The sequence below is a fragment of the Pseudonocardia sp. ICBG601 genome (genome assembly GCF_020496245.1).
On sequence record NZ_JAHLJA010000148.1, the window covers coordinates 3,342,967 to 3,367,198 of the forward strand.

Annotated in this window: 19 protein-coding genes; 12 read left to right on the forward strand and 7 right to left on the reverse strand. The window is 76.3% G+C overall.

Annotated elements, in window-relative coordinates; genetic code table 11:
* The first annotated feature begins 119 nt into the window (after positions 1-119).
* From KPL57_RS45295 to KPL57_RS45340, 10 genes are all read left to right on the forward strand, one after another.
* Positions 120-3,206, forward strand: coding sequence for a hypothetical protein (locus KPL57_RS45295; RefSeq protein ID WP_226356512.1), 3,087 nt, complete (start codon positions 120-122; stop codon positions 3,204-3,206).
* Positions 3,203-4,210 carry an HAD-IIA family hydrolase gene (locus KPL57_RS45300; RefSeq protein WP_226356513.1) on the forward strand — a complete coding sequence of 336 codons (1,008 nt, stop codon included), beginning with the start codon at positions 3,203-3,205 and terminating at the stop codon, positions 4,208-4,210. The genes KPL57_RS45295 and KPL57_RS45300 overlap by 4 nt, the downstream gene beginning before the upstream one ends.
* A 70-nt stretch (positions 4,211-4,280) precedes the next feature.
* Positions 4,281-4,487 (forward strand): hypothetical protein, encoded by a 207-nt coding sequence (locus tag KPL57_RS45305; protein ID WP_062402852.1) that lies wholly within the window; start codon positions 4,281-4,283, stop codon positions 4,485-4,487.
* Positions 4,488-4,489: 2 nt separating this feature from the next.
* Entirely contained in the window at positions 4,490-5,323 is an 834-nt protein-coding gene (locus tag KPL57_RS45310; RefSeq protein WP_226356514.1) for a TlyA family RNA methyltransferase, read from the forward strand.
* Positions 5,320-6,246, forward strand: a complete 927-nt coding sequence (locus KPL57_RS45315; RefSeq protein ID WP_226356515.1) for an NAD kinase — start codon at positions 5,320-5,322, stop codon at positions 6,244-6,246. Before KPL57_RS45310 ends, KPL57_RS45315 begins: the two co-directional genes overlap by 4 nt.
* Positions 6,247-6,336: 90 nt before the next feature.
* A complete protein-coding gene (gene recN / locus KPL57_RS45320) occupies positions 6,337-8,310 on the forward strand; it encodes a DNA repair protein RecN (RefSeq protein WP_226356516.1) in 1,974 nt (657 codons plus the stop codon).
* Positions 8,311-8,483: 173 nt separating this feature from the next.
* The gene (steA, locus tag KPL57_RS45325) at positions 8,484-9,671 is read left to right on the forward strand and encodes a putative cytokinetic ring protein SteA (RefSeq protein WP_226356517.1); all 1,188 of its coding nucleotides are present in this window, start codon (positions 8,484-8,486) and stop codon (positions 9,669-9,671) included.
* Positions 9,668-10,591, forward strand: a complete 924-nt coding sequence (locus tag KPL57_RS45330) for a copper transporter (RefSeq protein WP_226356518.1) — start codon at positions 9,668-9,670, stop codon at positions 10,589-10,591. Before steA ends, KPL57_RS45330 begins: the two co-directional genes overlap by 4 nt.
* A gap of 22 nt (positions 10,592-10,613) precedes the next feature.
* Positions 10,614-12,392 carry a CTP synthase gene (locus KPL57_RS45335; RefSeq protein ID WP_226356519.1) on the forward strand — a complete coding sequence of 593 codons (1,779 nt, stop codon included), beginning with the start codon at positions 10,614-10,616 and terminating at the stop codon, positions 12,390-12,392.
* A gap of 169 nt (positions 12,393-12,561) precedes the next feature.
* Positions 12,562-13,194, forward strand: coding sequence for an NUDIX domain-containing protein (locus KPL57_RS45340; protein WP_073575225.1), 633 nt, complete (start codon positions 12,562-12,564; stop codon positions 13,192-13,194).
* Positions 13,195-13,256: 62 nt separating this feature from the next.
* Here the strand turns inward: KPL57_RS45340 and KPL57_RS45345 are convergent, their stop codons facing one another.
* The 7 genes from KPL57_RS45345 to KPL57_RS45375 form a co-directional block, all read right to left on the reverse strand.
* On the reverse strand, positions 13,257-14,276 hold the full coding sequence (locus tag KPL57_RS45345; RefSeq protein ID WP_226356520.1) for a DUF1707 domain-containing protein: 1,020 nt from the start codon (positions 14,274-14,276) through the stop codon (positions 13,257-13,259).
* A gap of 19 nt (positions 14,277-14,295) precedes the next feature.
* On the reverse strand, positions 14,296-15,783 hold the full coding sequence (locus KPL57_RS70765) for a CdaR family transcriptional regulator (protein WP_226356521.1): 1,488 nt from the start codon (positions 15,781-15,783) through the stop codon (positions 14,296-14,298).
* Complete coding sequence (locus KPL57_RS45355) at positions 15,780-16,892, reverse strand: DUF917 domain-containing protein (RefSeq protein WP_226356522.1); 1,113 nt, start codon at positions 16,890-16,892, stop codon at positions 15,780-15,782. Before KPL57_RS45355 ends, KPL57_RS70765 begins: the two co-directional genes overlap by 4 nt.
* An 18-nt stretch (positions 16,893-16,910) precedes the next feature.
* Positions 16,911-18,044, reverse strand: a complete 1,134-nt coding sequence (locus KPL57_RS45360) for a DUF917 domain-containing protein (RefSeq protein ID WP_226356523.1) — start codon at positions 18,042-18,044, stop codon at positions 16,911-16,913.
* On the reverse strand, positions 18,041-19,108 hold the full coding sequence (locus KPL57_RS45365; RefSeq protein ID WP_226356725.1) for a DUF917 domain-containing protein: 1,068 nt from the start codon (positions 19,106-19,108) through the stop codon (positions 18,041-18,043). The genes KPL57_RS45360 and KPL57_RS45365 overlap by 4 nt, the downstream gene beginning before the upstream one ends.
* Positions 19,109-19,113: 5 nt before the next feature.
* Positions 19,114-20,706 (reverse strand): hydantoinase/oxoprolinase family protein, encoded by a 1,593-nt coding sequence (locus KPL57_RS45370; protein ID WP_226356524.1) that lies wholly within the window; start codon positions 20,704-20,706, stop codon positions 19,114-19,116.
* A 68-nt stretch (positions 20,707-20,774) separates the two neighbouring features.
* Positions 20,775-22,112: a cytosine permease gene (locus tag KPL57_RS45375; RefSeq protein WP_226356525.1), complete on the reverse strand. Its 1,338-nt coding sequence runs from the start codon at positions 22,110-22,112 to the stop codon at positions 20,775-20,777.
* 141 nt (positions 22,113-22,253) lie between these two features.
* Between KPL57_RS45375 and KPL57_RS45380 the strand changes: the two genes are divergently transcribed.
* Together KPL57_RS45380 and KPL57_RS45385 are read left to right on the forward strand one after the other, a co-directional pair.
* The gene (locus KPL57_RS45380; protein WP_226356526.1) at positions 22,254-23,246 is read left to right on the forward strand and encodes an LLM class F420-dependent oxidoreductase; all 993 of its coding nucleotides are present in this window, start codon (positions 22,254-22,256) and stop codon (positions 23,244-23,246) included.
* 3 nt (positions 23,247-23,249) lie between these two features.
* The gene (locus tag KPL57_RS45385) at positions 23,250-24,173 is read left to right on the forward strand and encodes a site-specific tyrosine recombinase XerD (protein ID WP_226356527.1); all 924 of its coding nucleotides are present in this window, start codon (positions 23,250-23,252) and stop codon (positions 24,171-24,173) included.
* Positions 24,174-24,232: the final 59 nt, after the last annotated feature.

Below are 24,232 nucleotides of genomic sequence, written 5' to 3' on the forward strand. Positions count from 1 at the left end.
CGCTGTGGACTCCCCTTTTTTCGTATGTCTGCAGCCGTGTCCGCCTCGCTGCGCGGACCGGTTCGCCCAGTGCGGTCGCCGACCGCGGAAGTGACGGTGTTCGTTTGTACCCTGACCACGTGACGGACGGGGAACGTCCCGGCAACGGCCGGGCAGGCGAGGAGCGCGGCTCGCGCAGCGGGTCGGGATGGTCGCGCGGCGATGACCAGCGGGGACGGCGCCGCGACGGCGACGACCGCACGCGTCGTGACGACCGGGGCAACCGCAGCGGCGGCGACCGTGCGCGCGACGACCGGGGACGTCCGGGCGAGCGCCGCACCGAGGGCCGCACCTGGTCCGACCGGGGCGGACGCGACACCGGCCGGCGCGACAGCGGCTTCCGCGGCGACGACCGCTCCGACCGCGGGCCGCGTCGCGACGACGACCGTCGCCCCGCCCGTGACGACGACCGCCGTTCCGGTGGCACCGGCCGGCGTGACTCGTTCCGGGGTGGACGCGAGGACCGCGGTGGCCGGCCCTCCGCGGGCCGTGACGACCGCCGTCCCTACCGTGACCGCGACGACCGTGGCCCCCGTCCGCAGCGCGACGACGACCGCGGCGGACGCTCGTTCCGGGACCGCGACGACCGCGCCGGTCGTCCCTCCTCCGGCCGTGACGACCGAGGTGGCCGATCGTTCTCCGGTCGTGACGACCGTGGCGGTCGCTCCTTCCCCGGTCGCGACGACCGCGGGGGACGCCCGTCCGGGGACCGTGACGACCGTGGCGGCCGTTCCTTCGGTGGCCGTGACGACCGACGGCCCGCCCGTGATCGTGACGACCGTGGCGGCCGTCCGTTCCGCGGCGGTGACGACCGCGGCGGTCGCCCCTCCGGCGACCGTGACGACCGTGACGACCGCGGTGCCCGCTCCTTCCGCGACCGCGACGACCGCGGCGGCCGTTCCTTCGGCGGCCGTGACGACCGTGCCCCTCGTCCGCAGCGCGACGACGACCGCGGTGGCCGTTCGTTCCGCGACCGTGACGATCGCGGGGGACGTCCGTCCGGTGACCGCGGTGCTCGCTCCTTCCGGGACCGTGACGACCGTGGCGCCCGTCCGCAGCGCGACGACGACCGTGGCGGCCGTTCGTTCCGTGATCGCGACGACCGGGCCGGCCGCCCGTCCCGGGACCGTGACGACCGCGGCGGCCGTTCCTCGGGCAGCCGCGACGACCGTGGTGCCCGTCCCTACCGCGATCGCGACGACCGTGCGCCGCGCGGCCGGGACGACCGCGGTGACGACCGGCGCGGCTCGTTCCGGGACCGTGACGACCGTGGGCCCCGTCCCCAGCGCGACGACGATCGTGGTGCCCGTCCCCACCGGGACCGTGACGACCGCGCGCCCCGCGGTCGCGACGACCGCGGCGACGACCGGCGCAGCCCGTCCCGGGACCGTGACGACCGCCCGTACCGTGCCCGGGAGGAGCGCCCGTCGCACGACCGCCCGTCCGAGCGGTCCGCGGCCGTCGAGCCCGAGGACGTCGCGCAGTCGGACGCTGTGCGGGCCGAGCCGGCCGGTGACGCGCCTGCCGTGACGCCGTCGACGACCGACACGCCGGAGTCGGCCGCCGCGACCGGCGGCACCGCCTCCGACACCCGGGTTCCGGAGACCTCGCCCGCGGAGGCGGCCGGCGCGCCGGTCACCCGCGACGAGCGCACCGACGACGCGGGCAGCACGGACAGCACCGCGCCCGACGCCCCCCGGACCGACAGCGGGGACCGGACCGGCACCCCCGTGACCGATTCCCGTGGGGCCGGTACCGAGGCCGACGCCGTCGACCACGCCGGGACCGCCCCGGGCACGACCGGGTCCGAGGGCGACACCGCCGACGGCCCGCGCACGGACCGTGCCGAGCGTCCCGTCGGGCGCGACGAGCGTCGCCCGCTCCGTGACCGTGACGACCGTGGCCCGCGCCGGGAGCGCGACGACCGTGGCCCGCGTGGCGGCCGGGACGACCGGGGCCCGCGCTCCGGCCGTGACGACCGCAGGCGCGACGACCGGGGCCGGAACGACCGTGGGCGCGACGACCGTGGCCGCGACGACCGCCGTGACCGCGACGCCCGTCCGCGACGGGCGATCCCGGAGTCGGCCGAGCGGACCTTCGTCGCCGAGCCGGACCTGCCGGACTCGGTGACGGCCGCCGAGCTCGACCCGAGCGTGCGCCGGGACCTGCGCGGCCTCCAGAAGGAGACCGCCGAGGTCGTGGCGCGGCACCTCGTCGCCGCGGGGCTGCTCGTCGACGAGGACGCCGTGCAGGCGCTCGAGCACGTGCGCTACGCGCGGCGCCGGGCGTCGCGGATCGCCGTCGTCCGGGAGGCCGCCGGCATCGTCGCCTACCACGCGGGGGAGTGGAACGAGGCCCTCGGCGAGTTCCGCGCCGCCCGCCGGATGGGCGGCGGACCGGGGCACGTGCACGTCATGGCCGACATCGAGCGCGCCCTCGGCCGTCCCGAGCGTGCTCTCGACCTGGCCCGCAGCCCGGAGGCCCGCGACCTCGGCCACGAGGAGCGGATCGAGCTGCTCATCGTCGCCGCGGGAGCCCGGCGCGACCTGGGTGAGGCCGACGCCGCCGTCGTCGGGCTCCAGGTCCCGGAGCTCGACGCGGTCCGCCGCGACCCGTGGAGCGCGCGGCTGTTCTACGCCTACGCCGACAACCTGCTCGCCGCCGGCCGGGAGTCGGAAGCGGTGCAGTGGTTCGTCCACGCCCACGACGCCGACCAGCACCGGGAGACCGACGCCGCCGCGCGGATCGCCGAGCTGACCGGTGACGAGCTCGAGGGCGCCGACGACGAGCTCTCCGTCGGCTGGGAGGACGAGCCCCCGGCCGTCGACGACCACGCCGAGGCGCCGTACACCGACGCCCCGGCACCGTCCGCTCGGATCGACGCCGACGCCGACGCCGACGCCGACGACGCAGCCGACGTCGACCACGCAACCGACGCCGCAACCGACGCCGCAACCGACGCTGCTGTCGACGCCGCCGGCGACCCCGGCGCCGACGACGCGTCCGGGACCGAGGCCCCGGGCGTCGACGGGACCGACGAGGGCGGGACGGGCGACGTCCGCGGCGACACCGACGGGGACGCCGTGGCCGAGGAGCCGGACGCCTCCGGGGCGGCTCCCTCCGCGGACCACCGGCAGGGCCCGGACACCGGGGCCGGCGACCGGTGACCGACGACCTGCTCTCCCGCCACGACGTCCTCCTGGCCGACCTCGACGGCACCCTGTACCGGGGCCCCGAGGTCGTCCCGGGGGCCGTCGAGGCGGTGCGTGGGGCGGCGGACCGCGGCGTGCCCACGGTGTACGTCACCAACAACGCCTCGCGCAGCCCCGCCGACGTCGCGGCGCACCTCGCCGAGCTCGGCTTCCCGGCGCGCGTCGAGGACGTCCGCACCAGCTCGCAGGCCGCGGCCGCGATGCTCGCCGAGCAGCTCCCGCCGGGCGCGCGGGTGCTGGTCGTCGGCACGTCGGCGCTGGCCGACGAGGTCCGGGCCCGCGGGCTCGCCGTCGTCGGTGACGCCGAGGGCGCGGACGCCGTCGTCCAGGGGCACTCGCCCGACACCGGGTGGCGGATCCTGGCCGAGGCGGTCGTCGCCGTCCGGGCCGGAGCGCTGTGGGTCGCCTCCAACGTCGACCCCACCCTGCCGACCGAACGCGGGCCGCTGCCCGGCAACGGCTCGATGGTCCAGGTCGTGCGCACGGCGACCGGCGCACGGCCGCAGGTGGCGGGCAAGCCCGCCGACCGGCTGCTCCGCGAGGGGTGCGGCGACGCGCAGGCCCCGCTCGTCATCGGGGACCGGCTCGACACCGACATCGAGGGTGCCAACGCCATGGGTGCCCCGTCGCTGATGGTCCTGACCGGGGTCAGCGGCGCGGCGGAGCTGCTCGCCGCCGCCCCGGAGCTGCGGCCCACCCACATCGGCGCCGACCTCGCCGCGCTCACCCGGCCACCGGACGAGCTGGCCCCCGGGCCGCGGCCCGGCTGGGACGTCCGCGCCGACGGCGGCACGCTCGTGCTGTCCGGCGACGGCGACGGCCCCGAACCCACGGTGGACGCGCTGCGTGCCCTGTGTGCGGTGGCCTGGGAGCAGGGCGTCCAGGACGTCCGTGCCGACGGTGCGGCCGCGGCCGCGGCGCTGGCGGACCTCGGCCTGGCGGAGCGGCCAGGGCGGTGACGCCGCGTCGCGGCCGCAGTCGGGACCGTCGGCTACCGTGGCGTCAGAACCCCGTCCCCGGAGATCATCCATGAGCGTTCCCGCACCCGGACCCCGTCCGGGCGACCCGCGGCCCGAGCAGGACCGCCCGGTCGCGGCCCTGCGTGCCGAGGTCGACGCGGCCGTCGCGGCGCTCGACGCGCTGGACGACCGTCCGGTCTCCGAGCACCCGGCCGCGTTCGAGCGGGTGCACGCCGCGCTCGGCCGCGCGCTGAGCGCCGGCTCGGAACGGGAGTGACGATGGGTCCCACCCGTGCCCGGCTGGACGCCGAGCTCGTCCGCCGCAAGCTCGCCCGCTCCCGCGGCCAGGCCGCCGAGCTGATCGCCGCGGGCCGGGTCGTCGTCAACGGCATGCCGGCGGCGAAGCCCGCCACCGTGGTGGACCGGGACGCACCCGTCCTCGTCCGCCCGGACGACGACGGCGAACCCGACTGGGCCTCCCGCGGCGCCAAGAAGCTGCTCGGCGCCCTCGACGCGTTCACCGGCGTCGACCCCGCCGGACGGCGCTGCCTCGACGCGGGCGCCTCCACCGGCGGCTTCACCGACGTGCTGCTCACCCGCGGGGCGGCCGAGGTCGTCGCCGTCGACGTCGGGTACGGCCAGCTGGTGTGGCGGCTGCAGTCCGACGAGCGCGTCCACGTGCACGACCGCACCAACGTCCGGGCCCTCGAACCGGAGCAGATCGGCGGGACGGTCGACCTGACCGTCGCCGACCTGTCGTTCATCTCGCTGCGCACCGTGCTGCCGGCCCTCGCCGCCTGCACCGCGCCCGGAGGCGACCTGCTGCCCATGGTGAAACCACAGTTCGAGGTCGGGAAGGACCGGCTCGGCTCCGGCGGGGTCGTGCGGGACCCGGGCCTGCGCACCGAGGCGCTGCACGGGGTCGCGACCGCCGCCGCCGCGGCCGGGCTGCACGTCCTCGGCGCGACCGCGAGCCCGCTGCCCGGCCCGTCGGGCAACGTCGAGTACTTCCTGCACCTGCGCCGGCCCGCCGACGGCCCGGCCGGCGTCGCCCCCGAGCAGCCCGAGCTCGCGCCGATGCTGGCCACCGCGGTCGCGGACGGCCCCGCATGAGGGACATCCTGCTGGTCCTGCACACCGGGCGGCCCACCAACCGCAAGACCGCGCTGCACGTGATGGGCGAGCTCGGGCGCCTCGGCCTGCGCACCCGGGTGCTCGCCGACGAGTGGGCCGAGCTCGCCGCGGACCCCGACGTCCCTGTCGGCTACGAGCCCGTCCCGGTCCCCGGTAGCCCCGAGTGCGCCCGCGGCGCCGAGGCGGTCCTGGTCCTCGGCGGTGACGGCACCCTGCTGCGCGCCGCCGACCTCGCCCGCCACGCCGGCGTACCGCTGCTGGGCGTCAACCTCGGCCACGTCGGCTTCCTCGCCGAGGCCGAGGAGGACACCCTGCCCGAGGCGCTGCAGAAGCTCGCCGACGGCGACTACGAGGTCGAGGAACGCACCACCCTCGAGGCCGTCGTCACCGCCGCCGGACAGGTGCTCGGCCGGGCCTGGGCGCTGAACGAGGCCGTCGTCGAGAAGACCACCCGCGGCCGCATCCTCGAGGTCGTCCTCGAGGTCGACGGCCGCCCGGTGTCCTCCTTCGGCTGCGACGGGGTGCTCTGCTCCACCCCGACCGGCTCCACCGCCTACGCCTTCTCCGCGGGCGGGCCGCTCATCTGGCCGCAGGTGCAGGCGTTGCTGGTGGTCCCCAGCAACGCACACGCCCTGTTCGCCCGGCCGATGGTGATCGCGCCGGAGAGCACCGTCGCGATCGAGGTGTCCGCCGACGGCCCGTCCGCCGTGCTGGACTGCGACGGCCGTCGCACCGTCGCGGTGCCGCCCGGGGCCCGGGTGGAGCTGCGGCGCGCGTCGGAGCCCGTGCGGATGGTGCGCCTGGCCGCGCAGCCCTTCGCCGACCGGCTCGTCCGCAAGTTCGACCTGCCCGTCCGGGGCTGGCGCGGGGCCCGGACCCAGCCCCCGGGTTCGAACACCTGATCGACCGTTCGGCGCACGGGAACATCCGTTCGGTGCCGTTCGCGTGTCGGGGCTCGAACGCTGTCGGTGTTCGAACGTATGGTCCCACGCATGTTGTCCGAGATGCGGATCCAGGGCCTCGGCGTGATCGACGACGCGACCCTGGAGCTCGACCCGGGCCTGACCGTGCTGACCGGCGAGACCGGCGCCGGGAAGACCATGGTCGTGACCGGGCTGAACCTCCTCGGCGGTGGCCGCGCGGAGTCCTCGCGGGTGTCGGCCGGGGCGAAGCGCGCCGTCGTCGAGGGCCGGTTCGCGGCCTCGCCGGGGGCGCTGGAGCTGGCCGAGGAGGTGGGCGCCGAGGCCGACGACGACGGGTCGCTGATCGCGGCCCGCACCGTGTCGGCCGACGGGCGCTCCCGGGCCCACCTGGGCGGGCGGTCGGTGCCCAACGGGGTGCTGGGCAGGCTCGCCGAGACCCAGCTCGCCGTGCACGGCCAGAACGACCAGCTGCGGCTGCTGCGCGGCTCCGACCAGCGGGCCCTGCTCGACCGCTTCGCCGGGGACCCCGTCGCGGTCCCGCTGGCCGCCTACCGGGCGGTGCGCACCGAGTGGCTGCAGGTGGTCACCGAGCTCGCCGAGCGGCGGGACAACGCCCGCCGGCTCGCCCAGGAGGCGGACCTGCTGCGCCACGGTCTGGCCGAGATCGAGGCCGCCGACCCGCAGCCCGGTGAGGACCGCGAGCTCGTCGAACAGGCCCGCCGGATGGCCGAGGCCGACGACCTGCGGGCCGCCGCCGAGAGCGCACACCTCGCACTGTCCGGCTCGGACGACGGCGAGGCCCCCGGCGCCGTCGGGCTCGCCGGGCAGGCCAAGGGGCTCGCCGAGGGCAGTGGTGACCCCGCGCTGGAGGAGCTCGGCCCGCGCCTGACCGAGGCCATCGCGGTGCTCGCCGACGCCGCGGCCGAGCTGTCCGGCTACCTCGACCGGCTCGACGCCGACCCCGAGCTGCTGTCGCGCGTCCTGACCCGCCAGGCCGAGCTCAAGGCACTCACCCGCAAGTACGCCGCGGACACCGACGGCGTGCTGGCCTGGGCCGCCACCGCCCGCGACCGGCTGTCCGGGCTCGACACCTCCGACGAGGCGCTCGCCGAGCTGTCGGCCCGCCGTGACGCGCTCGCCGGTGAGCTGGCCGGTCACGCCGCCGCGATCACCGCGGCGCGCACCGCCGCCGCGTCCCGGCTGGCCGAGGCGACCACGGCGGAGCTCGCCGGGCTCGCCATGAAGGACGCGACGTTGCAGGTCGGCGTGCAGCCGCGGCCCGCCGCCGACACCGGGCCGGTGCTCGAGGTCGGCGGGCGGCGCTGCCAGGCCGGGTCGAGCGGCGTCGACGAGGTCGAGATCCGGCTCGTCCCGCACGCCGGGGCGGTGGCCCAGCCGCTGCACAAGGGCGCCTCCGGCGGCGAGCTGTCCCGGGTCATGCTGGCCCTGGAGGTCGCGCTCGCCGGTGCCGACCCGGTGCCGACCATGGTGTTCGACGAGGTCGACGCCGGCGTCGGCGGCCGGGCCGCGGTGGAGATCGGCCGCCGGCTCGCGCAGCTGGCGGCCCGCCACCAGGTCATCGTCGTCACGCACCTCCCGCAGGTCGCGGCGTACGCCGACCGGCACCTCGTTGTGCAGAAGGCGTCCGGGTCGGGAGTCACCCGCTCCAGCGTGCGGCGGCTCACCGAGGAGGAGCGCACCGGGGAGCTGGCACGGATGCTGGCCGGGATGGACGACACCGACACCGGCCGCGCGCACGCCGAGGAGCTGCTCAGCGCCGCGACCGCGCACCGGGAGGCCGACCGCGCGGCGACCCGGCCCGCGGACCTGGCCGAGGCCCGGTCGCGTCGCGCGCAGTCCCGGCGCGGCCGGACCGCGCAGGACACGGAGACCGGCGTCGCGACCGCGGCGGCGGAGGGGGCGGTCCCCGGGTCGCGCGGCACCGACTCCCGCGGCACCGAGTCCCACAGCGCCGACCCGGACGGCGCCGCGGACCGTCCCGCCGCCGCGTCGCGGCGCCGCCGGGTCGCCCGGGCCGGCTGAGCGGGCCCGGCCGACGGCCGCCCGGGCGGCGTGCCGTCGCTGTGGGTGAGCGGCGCGGTGCTCCGGGCACCGCCACCCGGGGCGCGACGGGGGATCGTCCGGGCCGGTGACGTCCCGGTCTCGCGCGGCGTGCCTGCGTGGTCACGGACGCCCCACCTGTCACAGTGCGCCACATGAAGCTGTCCGGCCTGCTGCACCGTTCCCGACCGGAGCTGCCGGGCCTGACCGGCCCGGCCCGCGCCGACCGCCGTATCGAGTCGGTGCTCCGGCGCCTGCGCCCCGGCGACATCGCCGTGATCGACCAGGTCGACCTGGACCGGGCGACCGCGGACGCGCTCGTCGCCGCCCGGGTCGCCGCCGTCGTCAACGCCGCCCCGTCGATCTCCGGCCGGTTCCCGAACCTCGGCCCGCAGGTGCTCGTCGAGGCGGGCATCCCGCTCGTCGACGACTGCGGTCCCGACACCCTGCGCGCGGTCAAGGACGGCATCCGGGTGCGGCTGCACGACGGCGTCCTCTACACCGGCGAGCAGCCGCTGTGCGAGGGCCGCGAGCAGACCGAGGACACCGTCGCCGACGCCCTGGACGAGGCCAAGCAGGGCCTGACCCACCAGCTCGAGGCGTTCGCCGCGAACACCATCGAGTTCATGCGCCGCGAGCGCTCGCTGCTCCTCGACGGGCACGGCGTCCCCGAGGTCGACGTCGCCCTCGACGGGCGGCCGGTGCTCGTCGTCGCCGCCGGGTTCGAGCACCTCGCCGTGCTGAAGCGGCTCAAGGCCTACATCAAGGAGTACCGGCCGGTGCTCGTCGGCGTCGGGGCGGGAGCGGACGCGCTGCTCAACGCGCGCCACCGCCCGGACCTCATCGTCGCCGACCCGTCCGAGGTGTCGAACCAGGCGCTGACCAGCGGCGCCGACGTCGTCGTCCCGGCCTTCCCCGACGGGCACGCCCCGGGGCTGCACCGGGTGCAGGACCTGGGTGCCAGCGCCGTCACGTTCCCGTCGATGGCCAACCCCGAGGACCTCGCCCTGCTGCTCGCCCACCACTGCGGCGCCTCGATGATCGTCACGGTCGGGCTGTCGGCGTCGATGGGGGAGTTCCTCGACCGCGGGCGGTCCGGCAGCAACGCCTCGACGTTCCTGACCCGGCTGCAGGCCGGGGGCAGCGTCGTCGACGGCGCGATGATCGCCCAGATGTACCGGAGCCGGACCTCGTTCGCGCCGCTGCTGCTGCTCATCGCGGCCGCGGTGGTCGCGGTCGTCGTCGCCGTGCTCGTGTCCGGCGGCGGCCCCGCGGTGCTGGAGTGGATGCGTGGCGTGCTGGAGAGCGTGCGGGCCCTGGTCGCCGGATGGTTCCCGGCGTGATCTCGCGGCGCCACCACCGCATCGCCCTGGTCGCGGTGTTCGTGCTGGCCCTCGCGGCCGGGTTCGTCCTCGCCGTCGTCGGTCTGCCGCAGCGCATCGCCGACGTCGCGGCCTCGGGGACGGACACGGGCGAGACCGCCCGGCTGAGCGTCGAACGCGACACCCTGGCCGCGCAGCTGCACGCCAGTGACGAGTTCGCGGGCCGCGTCGGGCCGGACCTGGTGCGCGGGAAGCTCACCGGGGTGCCCGTGACCGTCGTCGCGCTCGGTGCCGACCCGGCCGACACGCGCGCGGTCGCCGAGCTCGTCGTCGCCGCGGGGGGCAGCGTCGCGGGGGAGGTCGTGCTCACCCCGGCCGTCACCGACCCGGCCCGCGCCGACCAGCTGCGCGACCTGTCCGCGCGGCTGCTGCCGTCGGGGGCGCAGCTCCCCACGGCCACCGACGCCGGTGCGCTCGCCGGGGGGCTGCTCGGCTCCGCGCTGCTGGCCCCGCCCGACGGCCCCGCACCCGACCCGGACGGGGCCGGCGCGGTGCTCGCCGGGCTCGCCGGTGGCGGCTTCGCCGAGGCCCCGCAGGGCAGGCCCGCGGCCGGACGGGTGGCCGTCGTCGTCACCGGGGCCGCGTACTCCGGTGTGGACGCCGGCGCCTCGGCGGCCACCGCCGCGGCACTGGCCGCCGAGCTGGACCGTCGTGGTGCGGGGGCCGTGCTGGCCGGGCGGGACGCCGCGGACGGTTCGGCCGTCGCCGCCGCCCGCGCGGCCGGGGCCGGTCCGGTGGGCCGGCTCGCCACCGTCGACGGCGTCGGCACCGGTGCCGGGCGGGTCGCGACCGTGCTCGCGCTCGCCGAACGACAGGCAGGAGGCACCGGCCGCTACGGTTCCGGGGCCGGAACGGTGGGGCCGGTTCCCGCCGCCCCTTGACCGATCGGTAGGCTGAAACTCCGTGCAGACTCGCGCCACCCGTCATCTCTTCGTCACCGGTGGGGTCGCGTCCTCGCTGGGTAAGGGCCTGACCGCCTCCAGTCTCGGTCAGTTGCTCACCGCGCGCGGGCTTCGCGTCACCATGCAGAAGCTCGACCCCTACTTGAACGTCGACCCCGGGACGATGAACCCGTTCCAGCACGGCGAGGTCTTCGTCACCGAGGACGGTGCCGAGACCGACCTCGACGTCGGCCACTACGAGCGGTTCCTGGACCGCGACCTCGCCGGGCGGGCCAACGTCACCACCGGCCAGGTCTACTCCGAGGTCATCGCCAAGGAGCGCCGCGGCGAGTACCTCGGTGACACCGTCCAGGTCATCCCGCACATCACCAACGAGATCAAGGACCGCGTCCTCGCGATGGCCGAGCCCGACGCCGAGGGCCTGGCCCCCGACGTCGTCATCACCGAGGTCGGCGGCACCATCGGCGACATCGAGTCGCTGCCGTTCGTCGAGGCCGCCCGCCAGGTCCGCCACGAGGTCGGCCGGGACAACTGCTTCTTCCTGCACGTGTCGCTGGTGCCGTACCTGGCGCCGTCGGGCGAGCTGAAGACCAAGCCGACCCAGCACTCCGTCGCGGCGCTGCGCAACATCGGCATCCAGCCCGACGCGGTGGTCCTGCGTGCCGACCGGGAGATCCCCGAGGGCATGAAGCGCAAGATCTCGCTGATGTGCGACATCGAGCTCGACGGCGTCGCCGCGTGCCCGGACGCCCCGTCGATCTACGACATCCCGAAGGTGCTGCACGGCGAGGGCCTCGACGCCTACGTCGTGCGCCGGCTCGGGCTGCCGTTCCGCGACGTCGACTGGACCGTGTGGGGTGACCTGCTCGACCGCGTCCACCACCCGCGGGAGACCGCGACGATCGCGCTGGTCGGCAAGTACGTCGACCTGCCCGACGCCTACCTCTCGGTCACCGAGGCGCTGCGGGCCGGCGGCTTCGCCCACCACGCCAAGGTCGCGATCCGCTGGGTGCCCTCGGACTCCTGCGAGACCCCGGCCGGTGCGGCCGAGGCGCTCGACGGCGTCGACGGAGTGCTCATCCCCGGCGGCTTCGGCATCCGCGGCATCGAGGGCAAGCTCGGCGCGATCACCCACGCCCGCACCCGGCGCATCCCCACCCTGGGGCTGTGCCTGGGCCTGCAGTGCATGGTCATCGAGACCGCGCGCACCGTCGCCGGCCTGGAGGACGCCAGCTCGACCGAGTTCGACCCGGAGACCGCGCACCCGGTGATCTCGACGATGGCGACCCAGCGCGACGTCGTCGCGGGCGAGCGGGACATGGGCGGCACCATGCGCCTGGGTGCCTACCCGGCGGTGCTGCAGCCCGGCTCGGTCGCGGCGAAGGCCTACGGGTCGCGCGAGATCTCCGAGCGGCACCGGCACCGCTTCGAGGTCAACAACGCCTACCGCCAGCAGCTCACCGAGGCGGGCCTGGTGTTCGGGACCTCCCCGGACGGGACGCTGGTCGAGTTCGTGGAGCTGCCGTCGTCGCAGCACCCGTTCTTCGTCGGGACCCAGGCGCACCCCGAGCTCAAGAGCCGCCCGACCCGGCCGCACCCGCTGTTCGCGGCGTTCGTGAAGGCGGCGCTGCGCTACCGGGCCGAGGACCGGCTGCCGGTGCACCTGCCCGGCCGGGACAACACCGACGCCGACGACGCCGAGACGGTCGAGGGCGACGACGTCGCCGTCGCTGCGGGCGGCAACGGCGTGGCCCGGGCCGAGAGCACCTCCGCCCGCTGACCCCGACCGGACCGGGCCGCCGACGGTGGCCCGGTCCGGCACGGCGGCCCGGGGCCCTGCCGCCGGGCGCGGCACGCGGCCCGCACGGCCCGCGCGCCCCGCACGGGCCTGGCCCGGCGACTACTGTCCGACGGGTGATCGAACTGCGCACCCGCCGGGCGGTGACCCGGTGACCCGCCCCGGTGAGCACGACTTCCCGGTCCGCTCGGCCACCGACATCTACTCCGGCCGCGTCATGGCGCTGCGGTCGGACCGCGTCGTCATGCCCGGCGGCCGGGTCGCGACCCGCGAGATCCTGGAGCACCCGGGGGCGGTCGCCGTCGTCGCGGTGGACGAGGCCGGGCGGGTCCGGATGCTGCACCAGTACCGCCACGCCGTCCGGCGACGGCTGTGGGAGCTCCCCGCCGGCCTGCTCGACGTGGCGGGGGAGGACCCCGCGGTCACCGCCGACCGGGAGCTGACCGAGGAGGCCGGGCTGTCCGCGTCGGACTGGTCGGTGCTGCTCGACGTCGTGCCCTCGCCCGGGTTCTCCGACGAGTCGGTCCGCATCTTCCTGGCGCGCGAGCTCGTCGAGAAGCCCCGCCCCGACCTGGGCGACGACGAGGAGGCCGACCTGGAGCTGCGCTGGATCCCGATCGCCGAGGCCGTCGGGATGGTGTTCTCCGGCGAGATCGTCAACGCGGTGTCCTGCGCCGGGCTGCTCGCGGCCCGCGCGGTGCTGGCCGGGGAGTTCGACCCGCGCCCGGTCGACGCCGAGTGGGCCGACCGCCCGTTCCGCTTCGCCCGCCGCGCCGACGAGTGATCCTCCGCCGCGGCGACGGGCGACCGTGAGCCGCGCCGACGGGCGACCGCGCCGGACGGTGGTCAGGGCCGCAGCGGGCGTCCCTCCGGGTCCCGGGGCGACCCGGCGAGCACCACGATCCCGTCGACGAACGACCAGATCGCACCGATCCCGAATGTCAGGAACGTGACCAGCAGCTGCGCGACGGCCAGACCGGTGTGTCCCGAGTAGAACCGGCCGATGCCGAACGGCAGGAACAGCTGCAGCAGCCCCGCGACGATCTTCTGCTTGTCCGAGTACGGCAGCCCCGAGTAGGGCTCGCGGCCGTACGGCGCGGACGGGTCGTAGCCGTAGGGCCCGTAGGACGGGGGCCCGGGGTGCGGCGGGTAGGCCGCGCCCGGGTGCTGCTGCCCGGACGCCCAGCTCGGCGCCCCGGCGGCCCACGCCGGCCCGCCGGGGAACCAGCCGCCGGGGGACATGCCCGCGGGGCCGACGTCCGGGTACGGCCCGGACGGGTACGTCCCGCCGGGGTACCCCGCGCCCGGGTAGCCGGGCGTCCCGGGGGCCGGCCACGGCGGGCGGGGCCCCGCGGTCGTCGGCGACGGGTCCGGGTAGGGGCCCGCCGCGGGGTGACCCGACGGATCCGGGTACGGGGTGGCCCGGGTCGGGCCGGGGACCGCGAAGCGCGCGGTGCGCTCGGCGTCACCGTCGTGCCCGTCGTCGTGGGCGCCCGGGGAGCCGGTGCCGGTGGACGTCCCGGTGCGCGCGGTCGCGCCGGTGGTGGCCGGACCTGGGGCGGCGGCATCCGCCGCGGTCGGACCGGTGGCGGTGGGACCGGTGGTCGCGGGATCCGCACCGGCGGGACCACCGCTCGGGTCGTCGCCGGCGGCGGACGGGCCCGTCGGCACCCCGGTGAGCGACGCCGGGTGCGGCTCGGGCAGGTCGGTGAACAGGGCCGCCAGCTCCGACCGCGTCGTCGCCGCCCGGGCCCGGCGCACCCGCGCGTCGAACGCGTCGACGTCCAGCGCCCCGCCCGTGTAGTGGCGGGACAGCGCCCGCACCGTCTCCTCCTGCTCGGCGTAGCCGATCGGGTCCGCGCTCATACCCCGACCGTAGCCGCGTTCAGCTGTGGAACAGCACGCTGCGACACGCGAGATGCAGGGCGAGGCGCTCGTCCGGGTCGGCGAGGTCGACGCCGAGCACGTGGCGTACCCGTTCGATCCGGGTCGCGACGGTGTTGCGGTGCACCCCGAGCACCGCCGCGGTCTCGGTCAGCGACGACTCGGCGTCCAGGTAGGCGGTCAGCGTCGTCAGCAGGTCCCCGGGCCTGCCCTGCAACGGTTCCAGCATCGACCGGGCGGCGGGCAGGAACGTGTCGGTACGGGTCCAGGCCAGCAGCAGCGCCCCCAGGCCGAGCCGGTCGACGTGGACGAACCGGCCGCTGGTGGTGCGTTCGGCCGCCAGCCGGGCCGCGTCCCCGGCCTCGCCGAGGGTGCGGGCCAGCCCGCCCGCACCGCGGTGCACCCGGCCCACCCCGGTCGAGGTCGGCAGGGACTCGCGCAGCAGCCACTGGGTGCGCCGCGCGGCCGTCGCGTGCTGCTGCAGCTCACCGGCGGTGGGCTCGTGGTCGAACGTCGTCCAGGCGCTCCACCCCGGCCCCTGCTCGACGACGACCGCCCGCAGCCGCGCCGTCTCCACCGCCCGCAGCACCTGCTCCCGGGCGGCGACGACGTCCACCGAGGACGGCACGTCGATCCGCAGGCCAGCGTGCCAGCCGTCCAGCGACCAGCCCGCGTCGAGCGCGCGCCGCCGCAGCCCGGCGGGGAGCGGGTCCCCGGCCTGCAGGATCTCGGCGAGCAGCGCCGTGCGCAGCCGCGCGTCGCGCTCCACGGTGAGCCGCTGCTCGGCGAGGCGCTGCCGCACCGAGTTCGCGGCGACCGCCAGCGCCGCCCGCAGCGCGGCGGTCTCGGCGGGCACACCCTCCGGCTCCGCGACGGCCAGGCGGCCGTCCGGCGGGCCCGGCCCGAACGCCACCTCCAGCAGTGCCGCCCCGGGAACGGGCGGCGGGGTCGCCGAGCCCGTCGCGTCCGCACCCGCGACGACCGAGCCGCCCGGGTCGAGCAGCCACACCGGGCGTCGCCAGGTCCGGGCGAGGTCCGCGACGAGGTCGTCGACGCCGCCGTGCGGGACCCCGCACACGGTCGCCGTCCGCCCGACGAGTGCCGCGACCACCTGGTCGGGTTCCTGCAGCAGCCGGGTCGCGGTCAGCGCGGCGGCCAGCGCGTCCGGGGCGCCGAGCACCGGCAGCCCGATCCGCCCGGCGAGCAGCCGGCTCGCCGGGTGCAGCGGATCGTCCCCGGCGAGCAGCACCGCGGCGGCCCCGGCCGCGACGGCGCGGCGCAGCAGCACGTCCAGGTGCCAGTCCTCGCGCGGCGCGGACACCGCGACCGTCAGCAGCGCCGCCCGTGCGTCGCCCGGGTCGGCGTGCAGGTCGGCGACGGTCACCACCCGCTCGATGCCCGCCCCGTCCGGTGCGGGCCCGCCCAGGGTGGTCACCGCGGCCCAGTCGGGGTGGGCGAGCAGCCCGGACAGCCGCAGGCCGCCGGTCACCGTCGTGCTTCCGGTCCGCAGTGGGCCGCCGCGGGGACGGACGGCGCGGGGACGGACGGCGCCGCGTGCGGAGCCGTCGCAGCCGGACCCAGGCCGAACGCCTGCGGGCCGACGTGGACGGCGGCGTCGGGACGGGACGCCCACCACGGCGGGGCGGGCAGCACCAGGACCAGCACGTCGTCGCCGGAGCGGACGGCGTCGGCGGCGATCGGCGCGGCCGAGCGACGGTCCAGCAGCACGATCACCTCCGGCGACGCGGCCACCGGCTCCCCGTCGGCCAGCACCAGCAGGTACTCGTTCTCCGCCTCGATCCGCAGGACGCCGGTGCCGGGCGCGTCGACGGTGACCGCGGCCCGCCCGAACCGGCCGACGGGGGAGCGGCGCACGTCCACCACCCGGCCGCCGCCGACCGGGTGCCCGCCGAGCGCGTCGGCGACCCGGGCCGGTGCCGGGGTGTCACCGAGCCCGGCGTGCGCGCGGCCCAGCCCCAGCGCGCGGCCCAGCGTGCCCAGGCAGGCGTCGCCGAGCGCGGCCGAGGCCGGTGCGGGCGCCATCACGGCCCCGGCCCAGCCGCCCGCCTGGGCGACGAACGCCCGCACGGTCAGCTCGGTCGACACCGGGTCCCCGCCGTCGACGACGACGGTCTGCCCGGCCGGCTCGGCCAGCGCCATCGGCGTCACCGCACCCCCGGCGACGACCCGGGTCAGCTGGTCGACCCGGGGCAGCGCGCGCCCCATCAGGTCGGCGTCGACCAGCGGCAGCCCCAGCTGGTGGGCCAGCGGCAGCGGGAGCACCCCGTTCAGGCCGGCCGCCTCGAACGGCATGACCGCGGCCGGCTCGACCCCGGTCCAGCGGACCAGCGCGCGCACGGCCGCGGGCAGCTCGTCGCCCGAGGGCAGCTTCTCGCCCAGCACCCGGGTGCCGCCGAGCATCCCGACCGGCAGCACCGGGGCGTCGCCGAGCTCGGCGGGGGAGTGCAGCCGGACCGGGCCCGCCGCCAGCACCGAGCGCAGCACGTGGGCGTACACCCGGGCGTCGCCACCCCCGCCGGAGCCCAGCAGCAGCACCCCGGTGACGAGGGCGTCGACGTCGCCTGCGGTCACCTCCACGGCGGGGATGCTGCCAGGTCAGACCCGGCCCGCGACGCCCGCTCCCCGCGGGACGGCGGTCTCCAGCGGCACGAACGGCACGTCCAGCCCGAAGCAGGCCGGCCCGAACACCGCGAGGGCCTCCGGCGTGCGCATCATGTTCGGCGTCGAGATCCCGACCACGACGACGCGCTGGCCGTAGCGCAGCGCCTCGGTGGTGATCGGCTCCCCGGACTCGGCCTCCAGCACGCAGATGAGGTCCGGGACGACCGCGACGGTGGTGTCGTCGACGGTCGCGACCAGGGTCTCGTTCTGGAAGACGGTGCGGAGCTCGGAGCCGCCGTCGAACGCGGTGAACCGCGCGGTGCCGCGGGCGAACCCGTCGACGGTGCGCCGCTCGACGTCGGAGACCTTGCCGGCGAACAGCACCCGCAGGTGCCGGTACAGGGTCGGGGCGAGGGTGTCGGCGATCGCCGCGACCGGGTCGCCCAGCTGCTCGCGGGCCTCCCGGATCGCCCGGCCCAGCCGCAGCGCCAGGGTGAGGGTGTGCGGGATCGCGGTGCGGCGCACGTCCGCGCCGGACATCGGGTACTCCGCGATCAGCGCCGAGCCGCCCATCCGGATGGCGGCGCCGCGCGCCAAGTGCTCCATGCGGTGGTTGTCGGTGCCGGTGTCGATGAGCACCGACTCGCCGTGGTCCCCGGCGACGACCATCGGGGACCCGGACACGCCGTACACCCCGAAGGTCTCCATCTGCAGCTCCGGGAACGCCCGGCCCATCCCGTCGCCGTCGATCACCGGAAGCCCGGTCCGGGCCGCGACGAGCAGCGGGATCATCGAGTTGATGCCGCCGCACTCCATCGGGATGGTCGCGTCGGCGGTGCGCCCGAGGTGCTGCTCGAGGCGGCGCAGGGCGAGCACCGGCTCGTCGCCGCGGGGGATCTTCTCGATCATCACCGTGGGCGCGCCCATCATCGCCGTCGCGATGACGAACAGGTCGTCGGGCAGGTCGGCGGGGTCGGCCGGGTCGAGCACGGTGACCGGTCCGTGATCGCGCATCGCCTGCTCCACCATGAGCCGCCCGATGTAGGGGTCCCCGCCGCCGCCGGTGCCGAGCAGCGCGGCGCCGCGGGCGAGGTCGGGCAGGTCGTCCGGGGTCAGGGTCCAGCTCATACCGGCGCTCCGTCCGTCACGGTGTCGTGGACCCGCACGGGGTCGGTGTCGTAGCCGAAGTACCGCGGTCCGACGACGGCGATCGCCTCCGGGGTGTGCCAGCGCGGGTCCGCGGGGGCGGCGAGCACGCTGACCCGGTGCCCGAAGCGCAGCGCCTCGGTGGTCACCGGCTCCCCGGTCGCGGTGTCGAGCACCATGATCAGGTCCGGGGTGGTGACGACGGTCGTGCCGTCGACCTCGGCGATCAGGTGTTCGTTCTGGAACCGCAGGACGCAGCCGCCGGACAGCGTCGCCGTCCCACGGGCGAACCCGGTGGTGGTGCGCCGCTCGACGTCGACGACCTTCCCGGTGTGCACGACGCGCCCGCCGACCTCGGCGGCGGCCGCCGCGACCGGGTCGGTGAACCCGGCCCGGGCACCGGCGATGGCGCGCCCGATCCGCACGCAGAGCCCGAGGGTGCCGCGGATCATCGTCTCCCGCGCCCGGGCGCCGGTCATCGGGTAGTTCGAGATGATCGCGGTGCAGCCCATGGTGATGGTCATGCAGCGGGCGAGGTCCTCGGCCCACTTCGCGGTCGGGCAGTGCAGGATGCCGGTGTTGCCCTGCTCGTCGGTGATCGACATCGGGGTGGCGGGGACGCCGGCGATGCCGGGCAGCACCATCTGCAGCTCGGGGAACGCGCGGCCCATGCCGTCGCCGTCGACCAGCGGCAGCCCGAGCATCGCCGCACCGGCCACCGGGATCGTGGAGTTGATGCCACCGGCCTCGACGCACGCCAGGTGGGTGGGCGTGACCCCCAGGTGCGCGGCGAGCGCGGTGACCGCGCGGCCGATCTCGTCGTAGGCGGGCAGCTTCTCCACGCTCACCGTCGGCGCCCCCATCTGTGCGACGACGAACACGGCGGCGTCGTCGGGCAGGTCGGCGGGGTCGACGAGCGGCACGGGACCGTGCTCGCGCAGCGCCCGCTCGGCCAGCAGCCGTCCCAGGTAGGGGTCGCCGCCACCACCGGTCCCCAGCAGCGCCGCGCCGCGGGCCAGTGCGGGCAGGTCGTCGGCGGTCAGCATCGCCGTCACCGGGTCACCGTCCGCTCCAGGCGCAGGTCGCCGACCGCCTTGGCGCGGATGCGGGTCGCGTTGCCGGGCAGGTAGGGGATGGGGACCTCGTCGAAGTCGACGAGCGCGACCGAGTCAGGGTCCGCGCCGGAGGCGACCGCACGGTCCACGGCCTCCTGCTTGGCGGCGTCGACGACGGCGTCGCGGCGGCCGGGCTCGATCGCGTACACCCGGTCGACCTCGCCGCCGACCTGCGCGATCGCCGCGCCGATGGCGTTGGCGACGGCGAAGTTCTCCGGGCGGTGCACCGCGCCCAGCCCGGGGAACGCCTCGGGCAGCAGCACCGACCCACCGCCGACGGCGACCACCGGCAGCGGGTCGGCGGAGATCCGCATCCGGTCCACGACGTCGGCGACGTCGGAGGCGATCCGGTCCAGCGCCGCGGTCACGAGTTCCCGGGACAGCCCGGCGACCAGGGAGCCGTCGCCGATGTCGGCCCGGCCCGCCGCGACGGCGATGTCGGTCGCGGTCAGGGTGTCGCCGCCGAACACCAGCGCCCGCTCGGTGAGCCGGTAGCCGACCGAGTCCGGCCCGACGGTGGGCCCGCCGGACCGCTCGGGGGAGCCGGTGCGGACCAGGGAGCCGCCGCCGATGCCGACGCTGAGCACGTCGGGCATCCGGAAGTTGGTGCGCACCCCGGCCACGCTGACCTCGACGGCGGCCTCGCGCGGGAAGCCCGCGGTCAGCACGCCCACGTCGGAGGTGGTGCCGCCGACGTCGACGACCGCGCAGGTGCCCAGCCCGGACAGCACGGCGGCGCCGCGCATCGAGTTCGTCGGACCGGAGGCGAACGTCGCCACCGGGTAGCGACGGGTGTAGCCGACGTCCATCAGGGTGCCGTCGTTCTGCGACAGGTACAGCGGCGCGGTGATGCCCTGGCCCTGCACCGCCCCGGCGAGCGCGTCGACGATGTGCGCGGCGAGCTCGCGCAGCGCGGCGTTGACGATCGTCGCGTTCTCCCGCTCCAGCAGCCCGACCCGCCCGATCTCGTGGGACAGCGAGATCGGCACGTCCGGGCCCAGCTCCTCGGCGATGATCTCCGCGGCGGCCAGCTCGCACTCGCTGGTCACCGGGGAGAACACCGAGGAGATCGCGACCGAGCGGACGCCGTGCGCGGCCATGTCCGCGGCGTGGCGGCGCAGCTCGTCCGGGTCGAGCGGGGAGATGCGGCGGCCGTCGAACTCGTGGCCGCCGTGGGCGATGTAGCCGCGCCCGGCGATCGCGTCGACCAGCCGCTGCGGCCAGTCGACCATCGGCGGCAGCGCCGCGGTGGCGGGCAGGCCCAGGCGCAGCGCGGCGGTGGGGGCGAGCCGGCGGGCCTCGACCAGGGCGTTGACGAAGTGCGTCGTCCCGATCATCACGGCGTCGACGTCGGCGGGGGAGAACGGGTGGTCGGCCTGCAGCCCGGTGAGCGCGCCGACGATGCCGGAGGTGACGTCGTCGGTGGTCGCGGACTTGACGGCGGCCAGCACCCGGACACCGCCGGACGGGGCGTCGTCGAGCAGGACGGCGTCGGTGTTGGTGCCGCCGACGTCGATGCCGATGCGCATGGAGTGCTCCTTCGGTGGTGCCGCGCCGCCCGCCCGTGACGTGACGGGCGGGCGGCGCGGAGTGCGGGTCAGGACGTGACGGCGGGGGCCGCGGGCCGGTCCGGCTGCTCGGTGCGGCTGACGCCGATCCCGCGGAGCAGCCCGAGCCGCCCGGCGACGACGTAGAGCACGAAGGCCGCCACGATCGAGTTCACGCTGGGCAGACCGGCGTCGACGAGACCGCCGAGCAGGGCCGCCGCGGCCCAGATGACCAGCGTCGCCGGGACCCAGGTCGGCGAGGTGGCGGGCAGCGCACCGGTGGCCCGCGCCGCCTCCAGGTCACCGCGCCAGCGCTTCACCACGAAGTACTCGGCGACCATGATCCCGGCGATCGGCGGGAACACCACGCCCAGCACCGACAGGAACCCGGTGAACAGGTCCAGGATGCCGCCCGCGGCCAGCAGCGAGCCGACCACGCCGAGCGCGAGGGTGACCATCGGGCGGCTCACGGTGCGCCCGAGCACGGTGCCCGCGAAGTTCACCACGCCCAGCCCGGACGAGTAGAGGTTCCAGTCGTTGATCTTGAGTGTGCCGAGGATGATGATCAGTGTCCCGACCCAGCCGACCGACGACGTGACGATGGTGATGATGTCGTCGGAGCGGATGGCGTGCGCCAGCAGCACACCGGACATGCCGATCACGTACTCGCCGAGGGTGAACCCGACGACGGTCTGCTTGACCACGTCGGCGGAGGTCCGGTTGAACCGGGTCATGTCCGGGGTGATGATCGCCCCGACGATGAAGCCGCCCGCGACCAGCGTCGTGCCCTCGACCAGCGAGATCGACGGCCCCGGCGGCGGGCTCGCCATGAGCGCGCCGACGTCGTGGCCGAGCAGGGCGCTGCCGATCGACCAGCCGACCAGCACCAGGAACGCCGGCACGGTGATGTAGGCGACCCACTGCATCGAGCCGAAGCCCCACAGCACGATCATGGTGACGACCAGGCCGAACACCAGCGACCACGCCCAGACCGGCAGCCCGCCGATCAGCGTGACCAGGCCCTCGGCCGAGACCCCGGACTGCACGCCGAACCAGCCGACGAGGCTCACCCCGATCGCGACGCCGATCAGCGCGCTGCCGCCGTGGCCGAAGCCGGTCCAGCGGGCCAGCAGCGAGGTGTTCAGCCCCTCCTTGCAGCCGATGATCCCGACGCCGATCGAGACCAGCTCCAGGATCACCGCGCCGAGGGTGAAGGCGAGGAAGGCGTCCCAGAACCCCATCCCGAACCCGAGCGTCGAGCCGAGCAGGAACTGGCTCAGGGCCGACACCTGCCCGAACCGCTGTACCGCCACGCTCCACCACGAGTACCGGGCGTGCTCCGGAACCCTGGTCAGGGCGTAGTCGTCCGTACCGACCCCACCGCTCATCTCGGTCTCCTCTCGGCTGGTTGCGAGAACGGTAGGTGCAGGTCAGAGCCCGGTCACGGGGCGATGTGCCCGGCCCGGGGCCGGCCACTGTGCAGACCGCCCTTACGGGCCGCCCCGCGACGGCCGTCCTAGGCTCTGCGCATGCGTTTCGGACTCTTCGTGCCCCAGGGCTGGCGTCTCGACCTCGTCGGCATCGACCCCGCCGCCCAGTGGGACGTGATGCGCGGCCTCGCCGAGCACGCCGACCGCGGCGAGCACTGGGAGTCGGTCTGGGTCTACGACCACTTCCACACCGTCCCCGCGCCCACCGACGAGGCCTGCCACGAGGCGTGGAGCCTGATGGCCGCCTTCGCCGCGACGACCGAGCGGGTGCGGCTCGGCCAGATGTGCACCTGCATGGCCTACCGCAACCCCGCCTACCTGGCGAAGGTCGCCGCGACCACCGACGTCATCTCCAAGGGCCGCGTCGAGATGGGCATCGGCGGCGGCTGGTACGAGCACGAGTGGCGCGCCTACGGCTACGGCTTCCCCCGGCCCGGCGAGCGGCTCGGCATGCTCGACGAGGGCGTGCAGATCTTCGCCCAGGCCTGGCGCGAGGGCCGGGCCACCCTGCACGGGAAGCACTACACCGTCGACGACGCCATCGTCGCGCCCCGCCCGCTCCAGGACGTCGGCATCCCGCTGTGGATCGCGGGCGGCGGCGAGAAGGTCACCCTGAAGATCGCCGCGAAGTACGCGCAGTACACCAACTTCGACGGCACCTTCGACGGCTTCCGACACAAGTCGGCGCTGCTCGCCGACCACTGCCGCGACGTCGGCACCGACTACGACGCCATCGTCCGCTCGGCCAACTACAACGTCGCGATCGGGCACACCGAGGCCGAGGTGGAGGAGCGGCTCGCCTCGCTCGTCGCCCGGCTGGAGCCGATCGTCGGCGCGGAGAAGGCTCAGCGCGCACTGGGTGCGTTCCGCGGGATGCCCGGCGTCGGGACCCCGGAGCAGATCGTGGAGAAGCTGTCCGCGCTGCAGGCCGTCGGCATGAGCTACGGCATCTTCTACTTCCCCGAGGCCGCCTACGACCGGTCGGGCATCGAGCTGTTCGAGCGCGAGGTCGTCCCGGCCCTGCGGGACTGACCGGTGCCGACCGTGCGCCGGGTGGCCGAGGACTACCTCGACCACCTGGCCGTCGAGCGGGGGCGGGCGCAGAACACCCTGCGCTCCTACCGGCTCGACCTCGGGCGCTACCTCGACCACCTCGACCACCTGGGACGCGCGGAGCTGACCCAGGTGACCGAGGCCGACGTCGCCGCGTTCGTCACGGCGCTGCGCACGGGGGAGCGCCCGCTGGCCGCGTCCTCGGCGGCGCGGGCGCTGGCCGCGGTGCGCGGGCTGCACCGGTTCGCGCTGCACGAGGGGCTGACCCCGACCGACGTCGCGGCCGGGGTGGCGCCGCCCGCGCTGGGCTCGCGGCTGCCGTCCGCGCTGACGGTCGACCAGGTCGACCAGCTCCTCGCCGGCTGCGTGTCCGACGGCCCGGTCGGGCTGCGCGACCGGGCCCTGCTGGAGCTGCTGTACTCCACCGGCGCCCGGATCTCCGAGGTCGTCGGCGCCGACCTCGACGACCTGGACCCGGACGCGCGGACGATCCTGCTGCACGGCAAGGGGAACAAGCAGCGGATCGTGCCGGTCGGGCGCCCCGCGCTGGCGGCCGTCGACGCCTACCGGGTCCGGGCCCGGCCCGACCTCGCCGGACGCGGCACGGGCAGCCCGGCGCTGCTGCTCAACGCCCGCGGCAACCGGCTGTCCCGGCAGAGCGCCTGGCATGTCCTGCGCGCCGCCGCCGAGGCGTCCGGGCTGCCCGGCGACGTCGTCGCCGCGGTCTCCCCGCACACCCTGCGGCACTGCTTCGCCACCCACCTGCTCTCCGGCGGCGCCGACGTCCGGGTGGTGCAGGAGCTGCTCGGGCACGCGAGCGTCGCGACCACGCAGATCTACACCCACGTCACCGTCGACACGCTGCGCGAGGTCTACGCCACCGCGCACCCCCGCGCCCGGCGGTGATCACGGGGGCGGCGCTCGGCGTGGGACGACGAACGACTACGTTCCGGGGCCCATGCGGT